This is a genomic window from Caballeronia sp. LjRoot29, from assembly GCF_964252755.1.
Classification (GTDB): domain Bacteria; phylum Pseudomonadota; class Gammaproteobacteria; order Burkholderiales; family Burkholderiaceae; genus Caballeronia.
In genome coordinates this window covers 74,395-98,684 of the sequence record NZ_CAXUPU020000024.1, presented here as the reverse complement: position 1 = coordinate 98,684, position 24,290 = coordinate 74,395, and the positions used below count along the sequence as shown (strand labels likewise).

The following is a 24,290-nucleotide window of genomic DNA, read 5'->3' as shown; positions in this document are numbered from 1 at the left end:
ACACATGAGACATGATCTCGATGAATTGGTCATCGACCCGGTAAGCGTGACGCTCGACCCGGTTGAGCAACCGCCGCTTGTCGTGCAGGACACGCTGCATCGGCACCGCGCGCGAGTGGCGAAACGGGTGCCACGGGTCGCGATCGTGCACGACTGGCTCGTCGCTTTCGCCGGCGCGGAGAAGGTGCTCGAACAGATCGTCATCTGCTTCCCCGATGCCGATCTTTTCAGTGTCGTCGATTTCATGGAAGAGCGGACGTGGATGCGCGGCAAGAAGGTCACGACCTCGTTTATCCAGAAACTGCCGCAAGCGAAAAAGCGCTACCGCTCGTATCTGCCGTTGATGCCGCTCGCGATCGAACAACTCGATGTGTCCGGCTATGACCTCGTCATTTCGAGCAGTCATGCCGTGGCGAAGGGCATCCTGACCGGCCCCGATCAGATTCACGTGAGCTATGTGCATTCGCCTATCCGTTACGCGTGGGATCTGCAGCATCAGTACTTGCAGCAATCGAATCTCACGGCCGGCGTGAAGTCGCTGCTCGCGCGCATGGTGCTGCATTACGTGCGCAACTGGGACATTCGCACATCAAATTCGGTGGATCATTTCATCGCCAACTCGGCTTTTATCGCGCGACGGATCCACAAGGTCTACCACCGCGATTCGCATGTGATCTTCCCTCCCGTCGATGTCGAGGCATTCGGCCTTTGCGGGGAGAAAGAGGATTTCTATCTGACAGCCTCGCGGATGGTGCCGTACAAGAAAGTCGATCTGATCGTGGAAGCATTCGCGAAGATGCCGGAGCGCAAGTTGGTCGTGATCGGCGATGGTCCCGACATGCGCAAGATCCGCGAGAAGGCCACGCCGAATGTGGAGATAATGGGCTATCAGCCGTTCTCCGTCCTGCAGGAAAAGATGCAGCGCGCAAAGGCGTTCGTGTTCGCGGCCGAAGAGGATTTCGGCATCTCGGTGGTCGAGGCGCAAGCGTGCGGGACGCCGGTGATCGCATATGGGAAGGGCGGCGCGCTGGAGACCGTGCTCGACAGTTCGCACGCGTGCCCGACAGGGCTTTTTTTCGATGAACAAACCACCGATGCAATCATCGACGCCGTGGAAGGATTCGAACTTGGCGCGGTGCAGATCAATCCAGCGGATTGCCGTGCAAACGCGGAGCGTTTTTCGATCAAGCATTTCCGCGAGGGACTGCGCGCATACGTGCAAAGCGTTGCGCCGCATTTCACGCTCGTACCGTCGGCGTTGCCGCCAGTGCCCGTGGCGGAGCCAGCCGTTGAGTCAGTGGCGGAATCCTTGGCCATTGCTGCGGCTTCGCAGATGGTCCAGGATCATGACGAGGCCGACTCCATGCGCGTTCTCGCCGTTGATCAAAGCGGGGTGCTAGGAGGCGCGGAACTATCGTTGCTCGAAGTGATGAAGAACATGCGCGGCACCAACGAGACGGTGTTGTTCGATGACGGTCCGTTTCGCATCGCGCTCGAAGCAGTCGGAATCAAAGTCGATGTGCTGGACGGCGCCGCACTCGGCGGCTTGAACAAGGACGGCGGAGTGACGCGGCCGAATGCCGGCATGATCGGCGGCGTGATGGCCCTCGTGCGCGGCACGTTGGAAAAGTCGCGCAACTCCGATGTCATCTACGTGAACACGCAGCGTGCGATGGTAGTGGGCGCCATCGCCGGATTGATCTCACGCCGGCCGGTGGTGTGGCATCTGCGCGATATCGTCAGTCAGGAGCATTTCGGCAAGACGCAACTCACCATCATCAAGTGGTGCACGAAGCTCATGCTCGAGCGCGTGATCGCGAACTCCACCGCTTCCGCGGTTGCGCTGACCGCGTTGACGCGCATGAAAGAGGAGCGGCTCGATGTGGTGTTCAACGGCATCTCCGCTGAACCGTTCGCCGCGCTGGAGTCGGTCGAGCAGAACGAATTGCGAGCCCGTTTTGGTTTGCCGCAGAAAGCGTTTCTCGTGGGATCGTTCAGCCGCCTGGCACGCTGGAAAGGGCAGCACATCTTGCTTGAGGCGCTCCTGCAGGCGCCCGAGATGCACGCCGTGCTCGTAGGGGCAGCGCTCTTCGGCGAGGACGCCTATGAGGCGGAATTGCGTGCCTACGTGCTCGAACACGGTCTCGCTGACCGCGTGCATTTCCTCGGCTTCCAGCATGACATTGCGGCGTGCATGAAAGCTGTCGATGTCGTCGCGCACACCTCCATCAGCCCGGAGCCGTTCGGCCGCGTGATCATTGAAGGCATGCTGGCGAAACGGCCGATTGTAGCGGCGCGGGCGGGCGGGGTGACGGACATCGTGGCAGACCGCGAAAACGGCATTCTCTGCACGCCGGGCGATGTGTCCGAGCTGGCCGGTGTGCTTGGCGAACTTTCCGCCGATCCAGGTCTGCGCGACCGTCTTGTCGAGCAGGGTTATGCGAACGCGATCAACCGCTTCGGCACGGAGCGGTATGTGGAAAGCGTGCAGAAGATTCTTTCGGATGTGGCGGGTAAAGGGAGAGCGAAGCGGGCGTAAATGTGTAATAAATTGATGCAGCTTGTCATAAGTGGTTGAGGTTTGTAGGATGCGGCTATAAATCGCATCCAGGCCTTCGCTAAAGGGGGTGTGACCTATACTGACCTTCGAATAGGCAGGCCGACGGGGCCCACTATGGCTAGTTTCTGAAGATAAGGTGTTCTGGTCGCGATGCTACTGGCAGCAAGTCCGGCGGCGAAAGCCGAGATCGACTGCAGCACGAGTCGCGGGGAATTCCGCGTGTTGACGTCGGACGGCTGGTTTGGAATCGACAAGGCAGAGCACTTTGGCGCGTCGCTGCCGTTTGGCGCTTTGGGAGGCTACCTGACGCGCGACCGCGATCCCCCTCTCGTTTATGGCGCGCTCATTGGTTCGATACCCGGGCTGCTCAAGGAAAGGTTCGACGGCACATGTCTAAGCGACGGTTTTTCCTACAAGGGTCTCACAGCCGATGCCGTGGAGCGTTCACAGGCACCGCACGTGCAGGCTAGTCAATTACGTATCAGGGAAACGCTCACGCCAGTGAGATTGCTCTCGCCTATACTATGCAGTTCTAAGTTTAAATGGAGCGGCATAGGCCAGCGACAGCTCCGCGTCAATCTCATACCTCAGACGAGAAGCCCCGCCTGAACTGCAGGGCCTCTCGTTTTGTCGTTCTCAGCAAGTGCGCCTCGAAATCGTCAAGCCTTCCGCTTGAAACTAGCGGACCAGTTCATCGCGGGGCGCTCGACCAGGAGATAAAACACATAACCCGCCGCAATCGGCACGAACATGAAGGCGAACGATGCCCAGATGGTCGTTTGCAGTGCCGAGTGGAACAGCGCCGATCCGAGCAGGATAAAGATCGGAATATGCACGACATACAGTGAGAAGCTGAACTCGCCGAGCCACGAGAAACCCCTTACCGGCAGCGAATTGCGCATGGGTTTATCGAGTGCCTGGAACAGATACAGCGCGAACGCCAGCGCCCAGAACTGGAACGCGAGGTATTGCCCGAACTTGAACGCGCCGCAGCCAATCACGGCCACCACCACCGCCGCGATCTTCAGCTTCATTGACCCTGTGGGCCGCTGGAGTGCATCGGGCGAGGCCTTCGCTTCGGCTATCCACGCGCCGAGCGTCCATGAGAACCAGTACGACGCAAATAGCACGATCTCATGCCGCTCGAACACCAGTGCCGAGATCACATTCACGATACCAACGCCAGCCAGCACCGCTTTCATCCCGATGCGCCGGCGCAGGGCAATCAGCAACGGATACACGAGATAGAACTGCACTTCAAGCGACAGCGTCCACAACGCTCCGTTCGATCCGAACGTACCGCCGGCCACGCCCTGCAGCGAAAGCAGATTGACGATGAACAGACGCAGGTCCGCCGTGCCAATCTTGGGGCTCACCGGCGTGAAGCCGAGGCTGAACGTGTCCAGCACGTACGTCAGCACCAGCGCGGCCAGCAGCACCGGATAAATACGCGCGAAACGGCGCATCAGGAAATTGCCGGTATCGAAGGGCGCCGCGGGATTGGCAAGCAACTTGCGCGCCGTTCCGCGATGAATACAGTATCCGCTGATCACGAAAAAAATCGGCACGCCGGCCGAGCCCCACGCAATGGGGAAGGTCAGATAGCTGAAAAGAGTGTTGAGATCGAACCTGGCCCCGGTTTTGTGGAATTGCTGTATGCCGATCCAGGTGATCTGGCGGCAATGGAAATAAGCCACCAGTAATGCCGCGAAACCGCGCCACGCGTTAACGGCGACATCGCGGTCGTCGATGCTGACAGCGGCGGCGCGTTCGAGCGGTACCTGCAGGGAGGACCGCGCGGGATCGAGCAGGGACGAATCGCTCATTTGAAAACCTCGTGTCCAGGTTGGAATCAAGGCCGGGGACGGTTCGAACGTTCTGGACGTTTCGAGCGTTGACCGGCCTTACGGCGCCTTATCTTTGGCCTTATCTGGTTTGCTTGGGCGCTGAGTGAGGCAACTCAAACTGGCCATTCAAGCGGCGCACTTTGCTGACGTCATATTAGTCCGGCAAATAATGGAAAAATATGCAGGGCAAAGACCCCATCGTCCTGATGACGAGCAAGAACTTCGTAACGGTCTGTTCAAAAGGTAACGAATTTATTCGGCAATTATTTGTCGTTTTTTTTCTGCTAACTTCATTTCAAACCATTAAAGAAAGGGGTACATCATGGACATGCACGCATTTGCTGGTATTGCTGTTTTGTTGATCCTCGCCGCGGTCTCCGCCTATCGGGACGCGCTACGTGACGATCCGATGTCGAAACTGAACGCCTCAGGCGTCCGTTTTCCGCATACGGATGATCAGGAATAAGTCAGTAATAAGTATTTTAGAACGGTCGTGCTGCGTCGCGGCGGAAGGTTGATTATTTTTTTCTTGCATCCGGCTGACGCCAGATGGCGAAAGGGCCAGGATATTCCGGTTCCTCGACGCGCGATGCAGCAAATATATTTATGCTTTCAAAAGCCGCTTCTGGCAAACCGGATGTCGTTATTGAAAGTTATGGGTAAATGTAAATTCGATGGGTCGAATATTGCATGACCGCGAGCATGAACGCATTGTGAACGAGCGTTCGTGTATTCATTGAAAGTATTTTAGGGAAGCGCGCGCGATGCTGAAAGTCACCAAAGCCGTATTTCCAGTGGCGGGACTTGGCACCCGTTTCCTCCCGGCGACAAAAGCGAGTCCGAAGGAAATGCTGCCTATCGTCGATAAACCGCTAATCCAGTATGCGGTTGAAGAGGCGATAGCGGCGGGAATCACGGAAATGATATTCGTGACGGGCCGCAGCAAGCGAGCGATTGAAGATCACTTCGACAAATCCTACGAGATCGAGGCAGAACTCGAAGCGCGCGGCAAGGAACAGTTGCTCGAACTCGTGCGTAACATCAAGCCCGCGAACGTGGACTGCTTTTACGTGCGTCAACCGACCGCGCTCGGGCTCGGACATGCAGTGCTATGCGCTGAAAAGTTGATTGGCGAGAATCCATTCGCCGTAATCCTGGCAGACGACCTGCTTCACAGCAAGGAGCCGGTCATGAAGCAATTAGTCGATGTGTTCAATCACTACCATAGCTCGGTCATCGGTGTAGAGCGGATCAGCCGCATCGACAGCGGGTCGTATGGCGTGATCGAAGGGCGCGAGTGGGAAGAGGACATCATCAAGCTGTCGGGCATCGTGGAGAAGCCGCAGCCTGCTTTGGCGCCGTCGAATCTGGGTGTGGTGGGGCGCTATGTGTTCATGCCGGGCATCTTCACGCATCTGCGCAATACGCAGGCGGGCAGCGGCGGCGAGATTCAATTGACCGATGCAATCGCGTCGCTGCTGGCCGTCGAGCAAGTGCTGGCGTACCGGTATTACGGCACCCGTTACGATTGCGGCAGCAAGCTCGGTTATTTGAAGGCGACTGTGCAACTCGGGTTGCAGCATCCAGAGGTGGGTGAGGGGTTCGAGGCGTATCTGCGTGAGTGCATGCTTGCGCTGCTTCCGGAGCCCGTCGCAGAACAGCCTGAACTGATAGAGCCCATCTAGCGCGACCGTGCGCCAGCCAGACTAGAACTCCAGCCAGTTATCGCCCGTCGACCTTACTGTTCTGCGGCTTTCCTGCGCCCGGCCAAGCGATATTCGGACGGCGAAATGGAGAGCCGCTTGCGGAATATTTTGGCCAATCCATCACCGCTACCGGCGCCGCATCGGCGCGCGATCTTGTCGACGGGAAGATCCGTTGCCGCGAGCAGCATGCAGCTCGCATCCAGCCGCGCGCGCAGCAGGTATTCCGACGGTGTCACGCCGATGTGAGCCTTGAAGCAGCGCAAGAAATTTCGTTCGCTCATATTGGCGACATTTGCGGCATCCGCGACTGAAATCCGGCGGACATAGTTCTCGCGCATCCATCGAGCGGCGGCGTTGATCTTTTGACGTACGCCGCCCGCGTCGGTGTCCTCGAGCACCGTCGAGAGCTTCGGCCATGCGCCTGGAACAATACGCTCCGATACCTCTCGCGCCACTGCCGGCCCGTAATCGCTCTGGATGATCGAAAGCGCAGCCGTGATTGGACCCTTGGGATCGTTGAGGGGAAGCGTTTGTCCCGCGGAAAAGACCGGACTCGCCAGCGCCGAAGCGACGGTCGCATCCTCGAAGTCAGTCGCGCGATTGTTGTGAGAAAGATTAGCGGCGGCCAGAATCTGCGATCCTTCGCCGATAGCCTTCACGAACGAAAGGTTCGACGCGACACGGGACAAACGTTTCAGCAACTGCTGATCGACCTTGGCGTGTTGCGCGCCTTCGCCGCCCGCGATGAACAGTGCATCGCAATCACTCATCGATTTCGTATCGAGACTCTCGGTCCAGATGCGCATGGAGCAACTGCTCGCGACGCTGCCGCCATCACTCGATAACAACAGCAGCGTGTAGTTGAGCTTGCCGTGGTCGTTATCTGCCGGTGGCTCGACTTCATTCGCGAGCGCAAACACCTCGGAGATGGAACTCACGTCGATAAGGGAAAAATCTTCGAAGATCAGCACACCGATGCGCTTGGGTGTCGATCTCGACTCCGATGCTCTATCGAATTCGCCCGCCATGCGAACGTCGGCTGGACCCGCGACGTGCAGTCGGCCCGGATTGTTTGGGTGTTCCATCGACTCTTCTCCGTTATCTATTGCGCGCGGCGCGATTCTGTGTTGCAAGCGTCCCACTATACGCGGCGGGGGTAAGGAGAAAATGCAACCGGCTGAAAAGCGCGAGATGTTGGCAGATGTTTTCGGTATCCGGCTATTAAGTTGGCGGAAAAACGCGAGAAAACGGGTGTTGAATGTGGCGGGCTTTTTATATGTCCGGACGAGGGTGGACCGGCATGAAAGATAAGAGCCCAGTCCAATACAGTTAGTTTGATTAAATCGTTGACCCTGCAGAATGGCGTGAAGCCAGCCGTGGTGCGGGAATGGGCGTAAGTAAAGGATTGCACACTCCCAAAAATCAATACGGAATTGGCATATCTTCTGGGGGTTGAGAACTGCCGATGAGCACGCCCGATTTCTTCCGCAGCCGCCTGGACGCGATGATCGATTTGCGTCGTCCGCTCGCCGTACTGGCTGGCCGGATGCCATGGTCGTCGATCGAAGCGACGTTGACGCCGATGTTCGAGCGGCGTGCCCGCGAAGGGCCGATAAGCGCAGAGGTTGATCTGTTCGGCGTGACGCCGAAGCTCGCGGGTGCTGGGTGTCAGCGCTGCAGGGCGTCCGCGCCTGTCCGTCCGATTGATGGTGGGTCTGCTGTATCTGAAACACGCATACAACGAAAGCGACGAGTCGGTGTGCGAGCGGTGGGCCGAGAGCGTGTATTTTCAGTACTTCTGCGGCGAGGACTATTTCCAGTCGCGTCTGCCGTGCGACCCGACCAACCTGGTACGGTTTCGTCAAGCGTTGGGCGAAGCGGGCGTCGAAGAGTTGCTGGCGACGACGATCGCGGCCGCGGTGCAGATGAAGGCGGTTACACCGCTCGAATTCGAGCGCGTGATTGTCGACACCACGGTCCAGGAGAAGGCGATCGCCTATCCGACCGACAGCCGCCTGCTTGAGGTGGTACGGGCCCGACTCGTGCAGTTGGCGCAACGCGCCGGGCTGACACTGAAGCAGACGTACGAACGCGAAGGCAAAAGCCTGCGTCGTCGAGCTGGTGGCTATGCGCACGCCAAACAGTTCAAGCGCCTGCGACGGGTGCTCAAACGCCAGCGCACCGTGCTGGGACGGTTGCTGCGCGACATCGAGCGTAAATTGACGGGCGCCACGCGTGAACGACAGGCCCAGTTGCGCGTCTGGCTTGAGAGAGCTTGGCGCATCTGCCGACAGCGGCCCAAGGATAATGGCAAGCTCTACGCGCTACACGCCCCGGAAGTCGAATGCATCGGCAAGGGCAAAGCCCGGCAGCCCTACGAGTTCGGTGTCAAGGTCAGTCTCGCAATTACGGAGAAGCAAGGGTTGATCATCGGTGCGCGGGCATTCCCCGGCAACCCTTACGATGGCCACACGCTGGCCGAACAACTCAAACAGAGTTCCATTTTGCTGCAGGACGTGCCTGGCGCACCGCAGCCGAAGACCGTCTTGGTCGATCTCGGGTTTCGCGGTGTCGATGCCGAGGTATCATCAGTACACCTTATTCATCGAGGAAAACACAAGACGCTGACTCGCACACAGCGGCGATGGCTCAAGCGACGGCAGGCGATCGAACCGATCATCGGCCATGTGAAACACGACCACGGCATGCGACGTTGCTGGCTCAAGGGGCAAACCGGCGATGCGCTACACGCGGTGCTGTGTGCTGCTGGCTATAACTTGCGCTGGTTACTGCGCGCCATCGTCCGCCTGGGCCTGAGGCCCATATTTTTTATCCTCGCGTCGCTGCATTGGCTCGTCAATGTCACGCCGCATCCATTACTCCCGCATCGCGACCACTTCCGACGGGCCAGCTTCCCCTCGCCGATAGACTGCGCCGTCGGCTCCGCTCGTCATACAACTGAATTTTGCAGGTCAGACTAAATCGTTTAAACGATTATCAAAAACATGTACGTGCGTTGACGTTGTCGCCAAAAGCGATCGCTGCAGGGGGTGGCGTTTACTCGCAACGGTCGTGTGGCTGCCTCTGTTACTTGAGAAGGAGTCGTCCGAGCGATAGCTCACGTCTTTAACTGTTTGCGCTGTGCTTCACTTAGCTCAACTTTTGCCGCGATTCGCATGAGTTCTCCCTCAGTATCAAGGAGACTCGTAAATCGCGATTAAGTTGTATTGTTTGTGACGCACCCCACTTCTATGGGGCATCGAAAGTCAAGCCCTTGGTGATCTGTTTGCCGTGGGTCAGTTACCTCCTTTGAGGGTACCGCAAGTTGTCCACGGCCGACCAGCGGGTCGCCTGTCACGACCACGACGCTGGCCGGCGGTGGACAACTTGCACAGGCTAGGGTGCCTGATTCATATTCGGAGTCCTTCTTATAAAGCCAAACTTCAACACGAGGTAGGTCGGAGTGTTTGATGTCCGGGCAACCGCCCCGGACTAACTTCTATCCGTGCTGGCACCAGGCCGGTCACCTCATACCGCATGCGCACAGCGCTGGAACCACTCCGTTACCGACGCGCCCCATCTAGAACTACGGCTACCCGTCGGGTAACCCGTGTAGTGCCCGGGCGCGCTGACCTTCAAGTCCTCTCGTGGATCGAAATTCGCCGTTCACCTCGCAACCGTGTTGCCACCGTGTGGCTTGAGTGTTGCCCCGCGCGGAATCTCACCGTGTTCCAGATAGCGCCACAAGGCGATCGACAAACGGCGCGCAAGCGCCACGATGCCGTTACGTCGCATGCGCTTGCCGCCTCCCGCGAAGCGCTCATTGAACCACTGGCTCAACTGGCTGCCCGGCTGGAAGCGCAACCAGCTCCATGCGAGGCCGACCATCAGCCATCGCGCCCGTTTGTTGCCGGCCTTGCTGATACCCTGCTCGAGCTCGCTGGTGCCTCTCGAGTAAGGCGTGGGTGCCAGGCCCAGGCAGCCTGCGACTTCCCGGCGGTTGTGAAACTGCCGCCAGCCGAACAGTTCCTTCACCAGCGTCCACGCACTTCCGGTGCCGATACCCGCAAGCCTCGACAGCCCCGCGATCGCGGGTTGCGCACCGCTGCGCACCTGAAGCTCCTGCTGCGCTTCAAGCATCCTGATCTGCCTGGCGACAAGCGAGAGCCGCTCGAACTCGCGCTCAGTCTCGGCCCGCAAACCCGGCAAAAGTTGCCCGGCCTGCTGAGCCCACCACGGCGCCCATGCGCGCCCACCGATGCGTTCGACCCGCAAATTGTGCAACACCAGCAGCGAACGGATCCGGTTGCTGTGGGCGGTACGCTCTTGCCGCAGACGCCCGAGTTCCCGATGCACGCGCCGCTCATCTTCCTGCTCGGGTGTCGGGATGCGTGCGATCGCCCACACCCGCCGCTCACCTCCGTAGTACCGCATCAGCATTGACAGCAGCTTGTCGCTGTCGAGCCGATCCGTCTTCGCGCGGCGCGCCCGCCGGTTCACTTCGATACTGGCCGGATCCACCACGAGATTCGCAATCCCTTGTCCACTCAGCCAGCGGTGCAACCAGAAGCCGTCCCGGCCGGCCTCATAGCAACTGCGAACCAGGGAATCAACGGCCAGGTGGCAGCGCGCCTTGGCCTTGGCGATCGCCATCAGGACCGCTGTCGCGTCGCCGGCCGCCACCGTACACCGTACACCGGCTCGGCGCGCGCACCCCATCACCCAGTGACAGCTTCCAGCTCCTATCACCTAATTCGAAGGCGACATACAGCCGGCCGACCTTCGTTGTATCTTGCCCTCGAAGGGCCGTGTTAAGCGCGTCCATTTGCGTGCTCCTTTCGAAAAACGAGTGTCAGAATCCTCGTTTTACTCCAAGGAGCTTACTTTCGCTGGCCCCTTCCATAGTATCTAGCGCCGACAGATTCCGACTTGGTCAGCTCCGTTTGGCTAACTGACCGCCAGATTCCGATTGATAGACGGACGCTCCAGCAGTGGCGAATGACCCTCGCCGCAGCGATCCACTGCGGCGCGGGTCAGCGGCTCAAAGCGCGCTCATTTCACTGCCGTAGTCACTTAACAGGGGTCGCCGCGATTATCGACTTCATGGTTGCATAGCTCGACTTCTTCGTTGTTCCGTTGCTCATCAAGCCAAAGTTGCCGTCGCCACCGATGTTGGTATCGTCGAAAAGCTCGTACCAGTTGAAGCCGATCACGTTGTACGTGGCCTTTGCAGCGACAAGTTCAGGAATTGTCTTGTTGATATACGCCTGTCCCTGAGCCGCGCTGAAATCCATGTTGACGCCAATTTCAGTGAACATGATCGGCAGGTTGTAGGCTGCCTTCAGCTGTGCCAGTACGTTGTAGACCTGGCCATTGCTGGGGTTGTTTGCAGCTTCAAAGTCGCCGCCATCCGAATACCAGTGAAGCTGGATGATGTCGGTCTTGACCACGGGATGCCCGGTCGAGCCGTCCGGCTGAGTGCCGGTCAACATTCCCTTATACCAGCCGAGGTGGAGGTATCCGGCGGACGCCGTATTGATAATCTTGGTCACACCTGCCGTATCGACCGAGCGCCAGCCGTCGTATGCACCACGCATCGCACCACGCCAGATCGGCCACGTGGAATTATCGTAGTCCGAGACATTCACGCCGTCGTTCGTTAAAGCCTTGTTATGGCCGTCCAAGTCATATTCATTGCCGAACTCGACCACTGGGATACCTGCAAACTTCGTCGCCGCATGCGCCGCCATGCCATAGGCGTAGGCGTACGCTGTTGCCTCCGTCGGGTTTCCGTTAGCTGCTGGGTCATTCCAAGGGTAAGCGATGACGAGCGGCAACACCTGGACCCCCTTCCCTAAGCCAGATATCACGGTCGATGCAATCGTGTCGATTTGCGAGTCTGAATACATGTCCTGTCGGAAACTTTTTAGACCCAGATCGGCGAGCGATGCAGATTGAGTCGCGAGCGGCACGGTGAGTGAGTAGCCGCCTTGCACGTAGTGGCCGTTGGTGCCGTAGAACGGGATGGCCGAAGTCGCCACCGGGGGTGTGACAACCGGAGGCGTGACAACCGGAGGCGTGACGACCGGCGGCGTCACGACGGGCGGCGTCACGACGGGCGGCACGACGGGGCGCGGATCGGAAGACGCGACCCAGCCGTTGTTCTGCCATTTCCACCACTGGTGATTGACGTTCTCTTGATAAATCACGCCTGCGTACCACAACAGCAAGGTCACCTGATCCGTGAAGCCAGCCGCCACGCTTGCGCGATAGACCACGCCGCTCTTGAGCGTCCAGACCGCACCCGACGAATCGCTGATCGAGGTTGCGGGCGGAATAGCGGTGCCGCTGACCGACGCCGGGTGCTTTTGAATGTTGACCACGGAGGTGGGGTCGACGGCCGCCGCCGCAGTGCTGCTGGGATCGCTGCTGCTACCGCCACCACCGCAGGCGGCTAGTGAAAGGCAAAGCGCAATAGCTGGAAAATAAGTACGTTGTACTAACATAATAATTCTCTCCATTCTCGAGATTTCTACGAAAGTGTTTATTAAGAAAAATTCAGATCGACTGCTTATCGGTCGTAACTACCGCGCGCTTGCATCCCTCGGCTCGGTGGTGGCCGCTGCAATCTGGACTCCGAATACGTTTGGTGTACTAAGGTTCGTCCCAGTGGCAGGTCTAATTAAAAATTCAATTCGTGCGGGGTCTCACTTGGATCCGCAGAAAGGCGCGCACAAATCTATAACTTTGCTATAACGGGGACGGCGACTTATCAAGCGTTATCAGACTGGAACAGGCAACGGAATCTGTGGTGCGCTGCTGGGTGTTTCATTGGCAGTCTGAGTCAGCGCGCGGTAAAACGTGCTTGATCGTAGAGCCTGCCACGTAGGCATCTATGTCTTCAGGCAACAATTCATGTTACATCAATGAAACATTTTTGATCAGTCGTCGTTACATTGCGATACGAAATATTTTCGGGGGTTAAGTAATATTGACCTTTTTTAGGGAAATTGTTCTTTTCGTCAGAAGATACCAGGGTTTTTATGCCGAAAATTTTTGGTAAAAAGACCCGAAACCTAAAATATTCATACTATTGCTTTAAATCGTTATCATATTTGAATCAAAAACCTCACATAACTTTCGGAGGTCTGTCGCGTTAGCGGTGTCGGGTAAAATCGGGCAACGAAATTTGTCATGGATGACCGATCAAAGAGACGCCAACGCCACGTGAGAGGCGTCCTGCGGGAGTAGCGACGGGTTTGCCGCAAAGGAACGAGTTGCCGACGTGTTCGACGCGGGTAAGGCGAGCTCGGGTGCGTCGCCATAGACGTGAATGTGCTCCACGCGAAGATAGGGCAGTTGACGCTGGAGAACGAATTTTTTAGAAGGAGCGCTCAGCAACTCCAATAAGTGCTGAGGGAAAACAAATCACAAATACGGCCACCTCCGTTGATACTGTGGTGGCAGGCCGTTTCAATAAAGTAAAGCCCGCGTATCAAAACACTTGACTATATATAATTCAGGTTAACTAACGAAAATGTTTCTAAAGTCAGCGGCTGGGGTGATGCTTGCCGTGATTCCACCTGCCTATGCTCAAGTGCAGATGGCGGCCAACGGCGCTCATGTTGGCGGCACTCCGTAGAGGGGGGTTGTTGCAAAAGCGATCGCTGCAGGGGGTGGCGTTTACTCGCAACGGTCGTGAGGCTGCCTCTGTTACTTGAGAAAGAACCGCGTAGATTCTCGATATTTGGCGGGAAGATGCGCAAGGACAAACGCAAGAGCCGCGTGCCTAAAGGGATCTATCGAATCGCGAACTGGTCGGAGTACAACGCAGGGCTGATCGTACGAGGCAGCTTGACCATGTGGATCGAGGAGAGCGAATTTATGTGTGGTAGCGAAGCGAGAGTGGTCAAGCGCGGCAGACCTCAGGTCTACTCGGACGCCATGATTCAGGCCGTGCTAACGCTTAAGCACGTTTATCATTTGACGCTTCGAGGGCTCAGAATTTTGTGCAAAGTCTTCGTGAACTCGCATTTGCGGACCTGTTGTGCCCAACTATACGACACTAAGCCGCCGGGCACAGGAACTACAGGTGACGTTGCCCAAGATGTCGAGCGGCGACCCAGTTCATCTGGTTGTCGATAGCACGGGCGTGAAGCTTTACGGCGTATGCGAAATGGAAGGCGTGCAAGCACGGCTAGTCCAAGCGGCGCACGTGGCGTAAGGTCCATCTCGGGCTGGACGTAGACGGGCCGGATACGAGCCGCGCTGATGACGCATCAAGACGTCGACGACGCCAGCGCATTGTCCGGTTTGTTAGCCCAGATTCCTGCCGATAAGCCCATCGATACGATAGGCGGTGACGTTGCATACGATACAAAGCAGTGCCATAAGGCGATCGCTGGGCGCGGCGCTACGCCATCGATTGCGCCGCGTGAAGGCGCGAAACCTTGGCGTGAGGGCACCCCAGAGCAAGCTGGCGCAATGAGGCAATCGACGACATCGCGCGAGATGGCCGAGGCGAATGGAAGAAGAACAGTGGCTACCGCCGATGTTCGCTGATCGACAACACGATGTACCGGTATAAAACGCTCACGGGAAATTGTCTTTGGGCGCGCTGCATTGGGTCACAAGCGACGGAGATCGCTATCCGTGTTGGCGTCATCAACCACATGGTCATACTTGCACGCCCGCAGTCCGTGCGCATTTCATGAATTTAGGATCGTGGGTGAACGCCCGCCTGTACCGTCTATTTTTGCGACAGCGCATGTGCGTTCGCCAACATTGCCCGAAGGTTTTATTAATTTGTGCGACGAGGATACGTCGGCTTCTTGCGTTTGCCTTTTTTTAACCGTGCCGCGTTTCAGAGATGCAACATTTCCGCTCTAACACACCGTCTCTGTTATGCCAACGACCCGTGCACGCCGGGAGAAGCGTTGTCACACGGGCTTCGAGCGGTCTTGGCCGGATCACCAACGACCTTCAACATCTCCGTCAACGACGTTCTATAACCACTTTCGATTCGGATTGGCAGCTGTTCTAGTGAACCGTTTCGATCTAAAGGATCGTGAATCCCTAGGCGCCACGCGCATGATTGCCAATAATCTTCGTTTGAATGATAGGAAGGACACGCATCGAGTGGGTTTGAAATAGCGACCTCAAGATTTTTCCGGCAATATCCTCGCTACATTCCGTCACGACAGCCTAAATCCTTATAACGATGTCCACGATGCACCGCAATGTGCGGCCGTGATGGGTTCGCTAAAATTTGCTGGGAAACGCCATGCCATACGCTAATGTAGAACACGCTGTCGTGGGGCGGCCGCAGCCTGTGACTACGAGCTTTAATGCTCAGGTACACCGGATAGCAATTATTTTGTTCGACGGCTTTTCGCTGCTCAGCGCGGGCTTCGTGGCAGAGGTCTTTCATATAGCCAATGAACTGGCGGTATCGAAGGCGAGAAACGACTGGACCTACGACGTGCGGTTTCTTTCCGCGGACGGGGGCAATGTAGCCTGCTCGTCCTCGGTGAGCGTCTGGACCGACGGGCTCGACGCACGCCACTACGGTGGCTTTGACGCGCTGTTCGTGGCCGGAGGCAAGGGCGCCGAGAGCGCCGCGCGCGACGAGCGGATCGTGGAGTGGCTAAAGCGCGTGCGTTCCAATACGACTTCGGTCATGTCAATCGCCGAGGGGCGCAAAGTGCTGGACGCTGCCGGTATCGGCCACGCCCGGGTATCGCAGATGAAAATCGGCCCGCCGATGATGAGCCCGATGCGCCAGGAGCTTTGGAGCGAATCCAGCGATGGCTATGAATCGATGAAGGGCGCGCTTCTGCTGATCAAGCGTGATCTTGGTGTCGAGATCGCTCGCGGTGTCGCGGAGCGCCTGATGCCAGGTTGGACCACGAAGCTGGCGCCGCTGTTAAGCGACAACGGCACGGCGTCTGCCGGTGACAAGATCCGCACGGCGGCTCGCTGGCTGCAGGACAACTGCGAACGGCCGATCTCAGTAGTGAATGCAGCACAAGCGGCTGCCATGAGTGAGCGCAATTTCCTGCGTTGTTTCAAGATTGAGACGGGCACCACGCCGTCAGATTACCTGTTGCAAGCGCGCCTTGCTGTCGCCTGCACCCTGCTTACCGATTCCGAATTGCCAGTGGATAAAATCGCTCGCCGCAGCGGCATGGGTAACGGTGACCGGCTGGCCAAGATTTTCCGCCGGCGGCTCTTGATTTCACCGACCGAATACCGGATGCAAAGCCGTGGCGACACCGCCGGCTGACCCAAGTAATCGAGACAGGACATTGATTGCCTCAGTGATTGCCCTAGTCACGGTATAGCGAACGAACATGCGAATTGAAGAGCCCACGCTCGGCAATCGACACTAACATCAGCGCCCGGCATTTGGGCCAACCAGAACATAGGATAACTAAGATGGATACCAACGTAACGCAACGCCTTGGCGACGTAACCGGCGTGTCGAGTCCCTCCGCAATCGCCACGACTTGCCGGCGCCTGGTCCAGGTTATCCTCGCGGGCGGTTCGGGCACGCGGCTGTGGCCCATGTCGCGCGAACAGTTCCCGAAGCAGCTCATCGGCGTGATGGGTCCCCAGTCGTTGCTGCAATCCACCGTGTTGCGCATGAAGGGTTTTCCGCAAGGGTGGGACGTGGTGGCGGAGTCGGTCATCGTGTGCGGCGAGGAGCATCGCGTTGCAACGGACGAGCAAGTTCGCGAAAGCGGCGTGACAGCGCGCATCGTGGTCGAGCCGGTACGTCGCGACACAGCGCCGGCGCTGACGCTTGCAGCGTTGACCGCATGCGCTGACGGCCAAGACGCCATCCTGGTCGCCATGCCGGCGGATCATGCCATTGCGGATCTCGCGGCGCTGCACCATTCAATTGTCATCGCAGCGCGTCATGCACAAGGCGGACAGATCGCGACGCTCGGTATTCCGCCCACGCGTCCCGATACCGGCTTTGGCTATATCTGTCTCGGCGAGCCGCTTGCTGACGGTGCGCACGGTATCGACCGGTTCGTCGAAAAACCGGTCGCCGAGCTCGCGGCGCAATACGTCGCATCGGGTAACTACTGGTGGAACAGCGGCATCTTCGTCGTGCGCGCGTCGGTGTGGCTTGCCGTGCTCGAACGGCTTCAGCCAAATATGTACGCGGCATGTGTCGCGTCGCACGAACACGGTGATTTGTCTGGGGGATACTTGCGACCAGATGCAGTGCAGTTCAGCCAGTCGCCGTCGAACTCCATCGACTACGCTGTGATGGAACATCTCGGGGCTGCCGATTCGCCCTTTAAAGGTGTGGTCGTTCCGCTGGAAGCCGGCTGGTCGGATCTCGGTTCGTGGGACGCGGTGTGGGACGCACAGCACAAGGACGAATCAGGCAACGTGGCAAGTGGTCGAGTCATGTTCGAAGGCGCAACTGCGACCTACGCGCGCTCGGAAGGTGGACGCCTGGTTGCCTGCGTTGGCACGGAGAACCTGATCGTGGTGGAGACCGACGACGCCGTGCTCGTGTGCGACCGCTCGCGGGTCCAGGACATCAAGGGCCTCGTTGCGCGCATCAAGCAAGAGAAGGCGCCGGAAGCGGATTGCCACAGAAAGGTTCGGCGTCCGTGGGGTTTTTACGACTCGATCGATCACGGCGAGCGTTTCCAGGTGAAGCGCATCGTGGTGAATCCGGGCGGCCGGCTCTCGTTGCAAATGCATCACCACCGGGCTGAGCACTGGATTGTTGTGTCCGGTACGGCGCGAGTCACGCGCGGTGAAGAAGAGTTTCTGCTGAGCGAAAACGAATCGACTTATATCCCGCTCGGCATGCTGCATCGATTGGAAAATCCGGGTCGCGTACCGCTTGAGATCATTGAAGTGCAGTCCGGCAGTTACCTTGGCGAGGACGACATCGTTCGTTTCGACGACAAGTACGGCCGCTGCGGTTGAGCACTGCCGGAAGGTCCTGGCAGGTTGCATCCACCGCTGTCGCATCAAAGCAGGCATGACGGCTAGGCCCTGGCCAACGGCTCTTGGGGCAAGACTGATCCGATCAAAATGGAGGGGACGCGTTGCGCACGATCTGTAGTACTCAGGAACTGGTCTTTCGGACTTGATATGAAAATCATCTTCGCAACGATCCTTAAAGGCTTACGCCACATTAATGCTTACCGAAAGTAAGAGGACGACCATCATGAACAGCGAAAAACAATCCGGCGTTTTCATGCCGAACAAGAACAGCCATGGCGTACCGGCAACGCGGGTGGCCCTATCCCTTTTGCTCGCCGCCATGCTTTCCGCATGTGCGTGGGCACCTGGCCAGCATATGGCGATGCCGCCTACGCTGCCGGTCACCACCGCGGACAACGGCGACGTGACAAGCGACGTGCCGGTGACGGTCAAGCAGATCGACCTGACGCTGATCCGTCAGATCCGTACCGCTCAGACGGGCAGCGCGCAGGCGACGACCAATCTCAACCTGTTCGCCAAGCCGACCGGCTACAAGGTCGGACCGGGCGACGTCCTGCAAATCACGGTCTGGGATCACCCTGAACTTGCCGCGGCACTGGGCCAGACGGGTGTTCAGAACACGCGGCCCGCCGATGCGGCGCCGGGCTTTGTCGTCGGCGGCGAGGGCGACATTCAGTTTCCCTATATCAACAAGCCGATCCACGCGTCCGGCAAAACGCCTGAGCAGATCCAGCGCGAGATCTATACGGAGCTGAGCAAGGTATTCGTGAAGCCGCAGGTGACTGTTCGCGTGGAGTCGTATCGTGCGTCGCAAGTGTATATCGACGGCGATGTGCGCACTCCGGGCGCGCAGGCGATCAATGACATTCCGATGACGCTCACCGAGGCCGTCGGCCGGGCTGGCGGCTTCATGCCGACAGCCGACCAGGGCCGCGTCACGATCACCCGCAACGGCACGAGCTACCCGGTGAATATTGCGCAGATGCTCAAGACCGGCAAGAATCCTTCTGAGATCATCCTGCAACCAGGCGACATGCTGCACGTGAACGCGCGTGACGAAAACACGGTCTACGTGATGGGCGAAGTGGTCAAGCCCACGGCCGTGTCGCCGCAAAAGGATGGCACGCTCTCGCTCGCCGAAGCGATCTCGCAAGCGGGCAGCCTGAGTCAGACCACATCGGACGCCCGGCAACTCTTCGTGATCCGCCAGATTCCCGGCGACGAGCCGGTGGTCTACCACCTCGACGTAAAGTCACCTGTGTCGATGATCCTTGCGAACCAGTTTCCGCTTGAGCCGAAGGACGTGGTTTATGTGGACAACAGCGGACTTGTGCGGGCTAGCCGCGTGCTTGATTTGTTGTTGCCGGCCATCAACGCTGGCTTGACCACGGCAGTTCTCACCAAGTAATCCTGTTAGTCAGGTCCGGCGCGCCTGCGCCGGACGCGATTGTTGGCGATTGTTCGTTTGAGTGAGCGATAAAAAAATGGCCATGAACTTTGAAAGCCGCTATACGGACGTAGTGCCGAGGGGTAGGAAATTCCGGTTATCCGGCTATCTCGCGGCCATCGTGAGAAGCTGGCGGATCATTGTCGTGGCCGCGCTCATTGGTGGGTTGGCCGGCGCTATCTATGCGTTTTTCGCGTCGCCTGTCTACAGGGCAGACGTGATTATTCAGGTTACCGAATCGAATCAGCAAGACAATGGCGGTGGCAATGCTAATGCGATGCCGGCAATGCCAGCAGCTTCGCAGATGTCCAATTCGCGCTCGACGACGGCGGCCGAGATCGAGTTGCTGCGCTCAAGAGCCAGCATTGAAGACACGGTGAAGAAACTGCATCTTGATATCTCGGCGCGCCCGCATTACTTCCCGGTGATTGGCGCCGCAATCGGTGGTTTCATCCACTCGCTCCATACACGCGATGGCCAGCCGCTGGCTCCGTGGTTATCGAGCCTTACCTCGAGCTTCGCCTCGGGTGCCGAAGACATCTCCGTGTCGAAATTCGACACGCCAAAAAATCTCTATAACAAGAATTTGACGCTGACCGCCGCCGGCGCCGGCGAGTATGTACTGTCTGACCCGGACGGCGTCGAGATCCTGCGCGGCACGGTAGGCCATGAAGCAAAAGGGGCGGGCGCGTTCGGTGACGTGACGCTGCTAGTCGACAGGATGACGGGCACACCCGGTTCGACCTTCGAGCTGTCGCGGGCGTCTACGCTGGATACGGTGGCCGCACTGCAACGCCGCTTGTCAGTGGTTGAAACCGCGTTGCATTCCGGCGTTGTCCAGATGAGCCTGGAAGGTCAGGATAGCGAACTGATCGCGAAGACGGTGAACGATATCGTCAGTCGTTTCGTGCAGCAGGATCTCGATACGCGGTCCACGGAAGTCGGCAAGACGCTTGCGTTCCTGGAACAGCAACTGCCGCAGGTGCGCGCACAACTGCATGCGGCCGAGGCAAGCTACAAGACGTTTCGCAGCACCTCAGGCGTTGTCGACGTGACCGAAGGAAACCGGCTCTTGCTGCAGCAGGCGGTCGACAACAAGACGAAACTGCTTGGGCTGCAGCAGCAACGCGCGGAACTCTCGCAGCGCTTCACGTCGAGCTATCCGGCAGTGGCTGCGCTCGACGCGCAGATCGCCGCAGTGACGAAAGCGCAGGAAGCCGTGACAAAGAGTTTTTCGGTATTGCCGGATACGGAGCAAGACGCGGCGCGCCTGTCGCGTGATGTCCGAGCCAACACTGAGCTCTTAGCCAATCTGCAGAACAAGATCCAGGATCTGCGCATGGCGAAGGCCGGCCAGGTGGGCAACGTACGCGTGGTCGATTTTGCCGAAGCGCCCGACAGCCCGGTGCGTCCCAAGCGCTTGACGGTAATACTGTTCAGCACCGCTGGCGGACTGATGCTGGGCGTCCTCCTGGCCTTCGCCCGCAAGTCGGTATATGGCGGTGTCGAACGTCCGGAAGAAATCGAGGACGCAGTGGGTGTGCGGGTGTTCGCCATCGTGCCGCGCAGCACTCAGCAGCTTCACCTGCAACAGAAGGTCAGTACGCGCACTCAAGGGCTTCATGTGCTCGCCTCGACGTCGCCGGAAGACGCTGCGGTCGAAGGGATGCGCGGCTTGCGCACCTCGCTGCAATTGCAGATGGCCGATTCCCGCAACAACGTGCTGATGTTGACGGGTTCGCGTCCGAATGCCGGCAAGTCGTTCGTCTCGGTGAATCTGGCGACACTCGTTGCATCGACGAGAAAACGTGTCCTGCTGATCGACGGGGATATGCGCCGCGGCGATGTGCACTCGCATTTCGGCGTGCGTCACGCCCCGGGTTTATCGGACGTCTTGATGGGCTCGGATATTGAAGCGGCGCTGCTGCACGACGTGTCGCCCGGCGTGGACTTGCTGACGAAAGGTTCGTTGCCGGTACATCCGTCGGAGCTCTTGATGAGCGACCGTATGCAGGAAGTGCTGGATTATCTCAAGCTGCGCTACGACCTCGTCATCATCGATACGCCGCCGGTCCTCGCTGTCACGGATTCCACGCTGATCGGCCGGCACGCCGGCACGAGCTTGCTCGTGGTGCGGCACGGATTCAATCAGGTCGAGGAGATAAACGAAACCGTGAAGCGCTTGAATCTCGGCGGCGTGAGCATGAAGGGCATCTTGCTGACCGATGTACCGCAATCGAAACTGATGTCGGGCAGCGCCTATACCAGCTACTACAACTACGAAAGCATTCCGGGATAACCCAGGCACGCGCAAGAGGGTGTGCGAGCCATCAAAGAATAGAACCGAATAAAAAACGCCGGCTTTGCAGAGCCGGCGTTTTCGTTTAATCGACGCAATGCAATCGCGCCGATACCTTCGGCTTCATTGAAACAACTTGCTCGCCTGGACGAGCGTGTTGATCACGCCCCATGCAAGCGGCACGATTGCGTAGATCCAGAACACGCCGAGCAGCAGCTTGTTGGTCGGATGCGCGTCCAGTTCGCGGTTCAGGTTGGTGTTGGTGTTCATCGCATTCTCCGCACGTTTGAGTAGGTTCAGTGGATTCATTCGGTGGACTCAATCCGGTGGACTCAATCCGCCGCGAGTGCCGTCGCGCTCATATGATGTTTCTCATGCACGCGCTTCACCAACAAATTGCAGACAAAGCCGATCACCAGCAGTCCCGCCATAATGTGCAGCGTCGTGGTGTAGGCCTCCGCTTTCACCACGCCATGCGCCACTTCATACGCGCGAATGTAGTTCACCAGCACGGGACCGGCGATCCCGGCCGCAGCCCACGCGGTTAGCAAGCGTCCGTGAATGCCGCCCACGAATTTCGTGCCGAACATATCGGCGAGATACGCCGGGACGGTCGCAAAACCGCCACCGTACATGGAGAGAATCACGCAATACGACAGCACGAAAAGCGCAACGTTACCGCTCTGCGCAAATTGCGGCACCAGCAGGTACAGCACAGCACCGAGCACAAAGAAAACGAAGTAGGTGTTCTTGCGCCCGATCCAGTCCGACGCTGATGCCCACACGAAACGACCACCCATGTTGAAGAGCGAAAGCAGGCCGACGAAACCGGCTGCCGCAGCCGCCGTAATCGATGCCTTGAAGCTCTCCTGGATCATCACCGACGCTTGGCCCAACACGCCAATGCCGGCCGTCACGTTGAGGAACAGCACCAGCCAGATCAGGTAGAACTGCGGTGTCTTCAACGCCTGGTCGATATGCACGTGATTGCGCGTGATCATCTTGTTGCCGTTGGTCACCGGCGGCGTCCAGCCTGCCGGCGTCCAGTTCGCACGCGGGACGCGGATGGCGAGTGCGCCGATCGACATCGAGATGAAATAGACAATGCCCAACACCACGAAGGTCTCGGTCACGCCGTTGCTGGTTGCGCTCTTGAAGTGGTTCATCAACGCGACCGAGGCGGGCGCCGCGATCATTGCGCCGCCGCCGAAGCCCATGATCGCCATGCCGGTCGCCATGCCGCGCCGGTCAGGAAACCAGCGGATCAGCGTGGACACCGGTGACACGTAACCGAGCCCCAGCCCGATCCCGCCAATCACGCCGTAGCCAAGGTAGACCAGCACGATCTGATGCAAATGGATACCGAGCGCCGCCACCAGGAAACCGCCGCCGAAGCAGCAGGCCGCCGTAAACATGGTGCGCCGCGGCCCGACCTTCTCCAGCCATTTGCCGGCAAATGCCGCCGACAACCCGAGAAACACGATGGCCAGCGAGAAGATCCAGCCAAGCGTGGTCAGCGACCAGTCGTCCGGGGCGGATTGCGTGATGCCGATCACCCGCGTGAGCGGCGCGTTGAAAACAGAAAACGCGTAGGCCTGACCAATACAAAGATGCACTGCCAACGCGGCGGGTGGGACCATCCAGCGCGAAAATCCAGGTTTTGCGATGGTTGCTTCTTTAGAAAAAAAACCGGGTGAATCTGAAATTGAATTGCCGGTGTGAGAGCTCATTGTGGGTCTCCAAGCTGGTTTATTTGCACTGTTTATCGTTTGCTTTTTTATAGACGAACTTCAATAACCTCTTGGCAGCGCTGCCGAGAAGTTGCTCAATCGCCGTAGCATGATTTGTACGAAGGACGGACGAAAAACGGAGGTGAATATATGACGTGTCATTTCATAAACTGAACTTATCGATGCTCCCCTCCCACCATAATTAAGGCACCGTACAGATGCAATAGGATATCTTCAGACATAAGCAATTATACCTATAGGGCATTCCATGCTTCCAGCGTTTTTGGCCATTCCGAATGAGTAAAAACAGGAGTTTTCAATACTCTTCAGGGAAAGACAGGTAATAACGGCTATAGCATTGGCTGTCCGGCGCGATAAGCCAGATTGACCAATGCAATTAGATGATTTGCGTGTTTCTACGGATTTCGCTTACCGCCGGACGCAGAAAGCAGGCTCTGAGCATTGGAAAAGCGGGACGCGTGGCTGCGATGACGCGCATCGTTTATCGGACGATTCCAGCCAAGTCTTTGCGATGCCATTTTCGTCGGCTACCCTGTATAACAGCCGTGTTCTGAGCCGGCTTCTCAGCCATTTGCTTCATCCATTTTCTTGCCGTTTCATACGATCAATCGAAGCTTGGAGCAACACCAGAACTTCGCATGAAGCGCGCAGGATTGCACGGCGGAGGCGCAGGAACCTCCGCCATACCCCACGCGTTGCGC

General features: G+C 58.1%; 12 protein-coding genes and 3 pseudogenes. 9 read left to right on the top strand and 6 right to left on the bottom strand.

The features are described 5' to 3' along the window. Positions 1–4 precede the first annotated feature (4 nt). Positions 5–2,539 (top strand): glycosyltransferase family 4 protein, encoded by a 2,535-nt coding sequence (locus ACSQ83_RS23795; protein WP_436229821.1) that lies wholly within the window; start codon positions 5–7, stop codon positions 2,537–2,539. A 680-nt stretch (positions 2,540–3,219) separates the two neighbouring features. On the opposite strand, the gene ACSQ83_RS23790 is transcribed toward ACSQ83_RS23795, so the two are convergent. Further along, on the bottom strand, positions 3,220–4,386 hold the full coding sequence (locus ACSQ83_RS23790; RefSeq protein ID WP_436229820.1) for an acyltransferase family protein: 1,167 nt from the start codon (positions 4,384–4,386) through the stop codon (positions 3,220–3,222). Positions 4,387–4,729: 343 nt separating this feature from the next. Here ACSQ83_RS23790 and ACSQ83_RS23785 point away from each other — a divergent pair, with 343 nt between their 5' ends. Further along, complete coding sequence (locus ACSQ83_RS23785) at positions 4,730–4,873, top strand: hypothetical protein (RefSeq protein ID WP_436229819.1); 144 nt, start codon at positions 4,730–4,732, stop codon at positions 4,871–4,873. 298 nt (positions 4,874–5,171) lie between these two features. Next, positions 5,172–6,092 (top strand): UTP--glucose-1-phosphate uridylyltransferase GalU, encoded by a 921-nt coding sequence (galU, locus tag ACSQ83_RS23780; protein WP_436229818.1) that lies wholly within the window; start codon positions 5,172–5,174, stop codon positions 6,090–6,092. 53 nt (positions 6,093–6,145) lie between these two features. Here the strand turns inward: galU and ACSQ83_RS23775 are convergent, their stop codons facing one another. Beyond that, positions 6,146–7,198 (bottom strand): GlxA family transcriptional regulator, encoded by a 1,053-nt coding sequence (locus ACSQ83_RS23775; protein WP_436229817.1) that lies wholly within the window; start codon positions 7,196–7,198, stop codon positions 6,146–6,148. Between the two features lie 380 nt (positions 7,199–7,578). Between ACSQ83_RS23775 and ACSQ83_RS23770 the strand changes: the two are divergent. Beyond that, positions 7,579–9,094: pseudogene (locus ACSQ83_RS23770) on the top strand (IS5 family transposase). A gap of 685 nt (positions 9,095–9,779) precedes the next feature. Here the strand turns inward: ACSQ83_RS23770 and ACSQ83_RS23765 are convergent. Together ACSQ83_RS23765 and ACSQ83_RS23760 are read right to left on the bottom strand one after the other, a co-directional pair. Continuing rightward, positions 9,780–10,938 (bottom strand): annotated as a pseudogene (locus ACSQ83_RS23765) (IS110 family transposase). A gap of 244 nt (positions 10,939–11,182) precedes the next feature. After that, positions 11,183–12,619 (bottom strand): beta-glucosidase, encoded by a 1,437-nt coding sequence (locus ACSQ83_RS23760; protein ID WP_436229816.1) that lies wholly within the window; start codon positions 12,617–12,619, stop codon positions 11,183–11,185. A 1,252-nt stretch (positions 12,620–13,871) separates the two neighbouring features. Here ACSQ83_RS23760 and ACSQ83_RS23755 point away from each other — a divergent pair. From ACSQ83_RS23755 to ACSQ83_RS23735, 5 genes and pseudogenes are all read left to right on the top strand, one after another. Next, positions 13,872–14,827: pseudogene (locus ACSQ83_RS23755) on the top strand (IS5 family transposase). A gap of 569 nt (positions 14,828–15,396) precedes the next feature. Further along, positions 15,397–16,398, top strand: coding sequence for a GlxA family transcriptional regulator (locus ACSQ83_RS23750; RefSeq protein WP_436229836.1), 1,002 nt, complete (start codon positions 15,397–15,399; stop codon positions 16,396–16,398). A gap of 152 nt (positions 16,399–16,550) precedes the next feature. Then, on the top strand, positions 16,551–18,071 hold the full coding sequence (locus ACSQ83_RS23745; RefSeq protein ID WP_436229815.1) for a mannose-1-phosphate guanylyltransferase/mannose-6-phosphate isomerase: 1,521 nt from the start codon (positions 16,551–16,553) through the stop codon (positions 18,069–18,071). Positions 18,072–18,315: 244 nt separating this feature from the next. Beyond that, positions 18,316–19,500 (top strand): polysaccharide biosynthesis/export family protein, encoded by a 1,185-nt coding sequence (locus ACSQ83_RS23740; protein ID WP_436229814.1) that lies wholly within the window; start codon positions 18,316–18,318, stop codon positions 19,498–19,500. 76 nt (positions 19,501–19,576) lie between these two features. Next, a complete protein-coding gene (locus tag ACSQ83_RS23735; protein WP_436229813.1) occupies positions 19,577–21,838 on the top strand; it encodes a polysaccharide biosynthesis tyrosine autokinase in 2,262 nt (753 codons plus the stop codon). A gap of 123 nt (positions 21,839–21,961) precedes the next feature. On the opposite strand, the gene ACSQ83_RS23730 is transcribed toward ACSQ83_RS23735, so the two are convergent. Both ACSQ83_RS23730 and ACSQ83_RS23725 read right to left on the bottom strand, forming a co-directional pair. Continuing rightward, positions 21,962–22,147: an MFS transporter small subunit gene (locus ACSQ83_RS23730; protein ID WP_436229812.1), complete on the bottom strand. Its 186-nt coding sequence runs from the start codon at positions 22,145–22,147 to the stop codon at positions 21,962–21,964. A 23-nt stretch (positions 22,148–22,170) separates the two neighbouring features. After that, complete coding sequence (locus tag ACSQ83_RS23725; protein ID WP_436229811.1) at positions 22,171–23,568, bottom strand: L-lactate MFS transporter; 1,398 nt, start codon at positions 23,566–23,568, stop codon at positions 22,171–22,173. Positions 23,569–24,290: the final 722 nt, after the last annotated feature.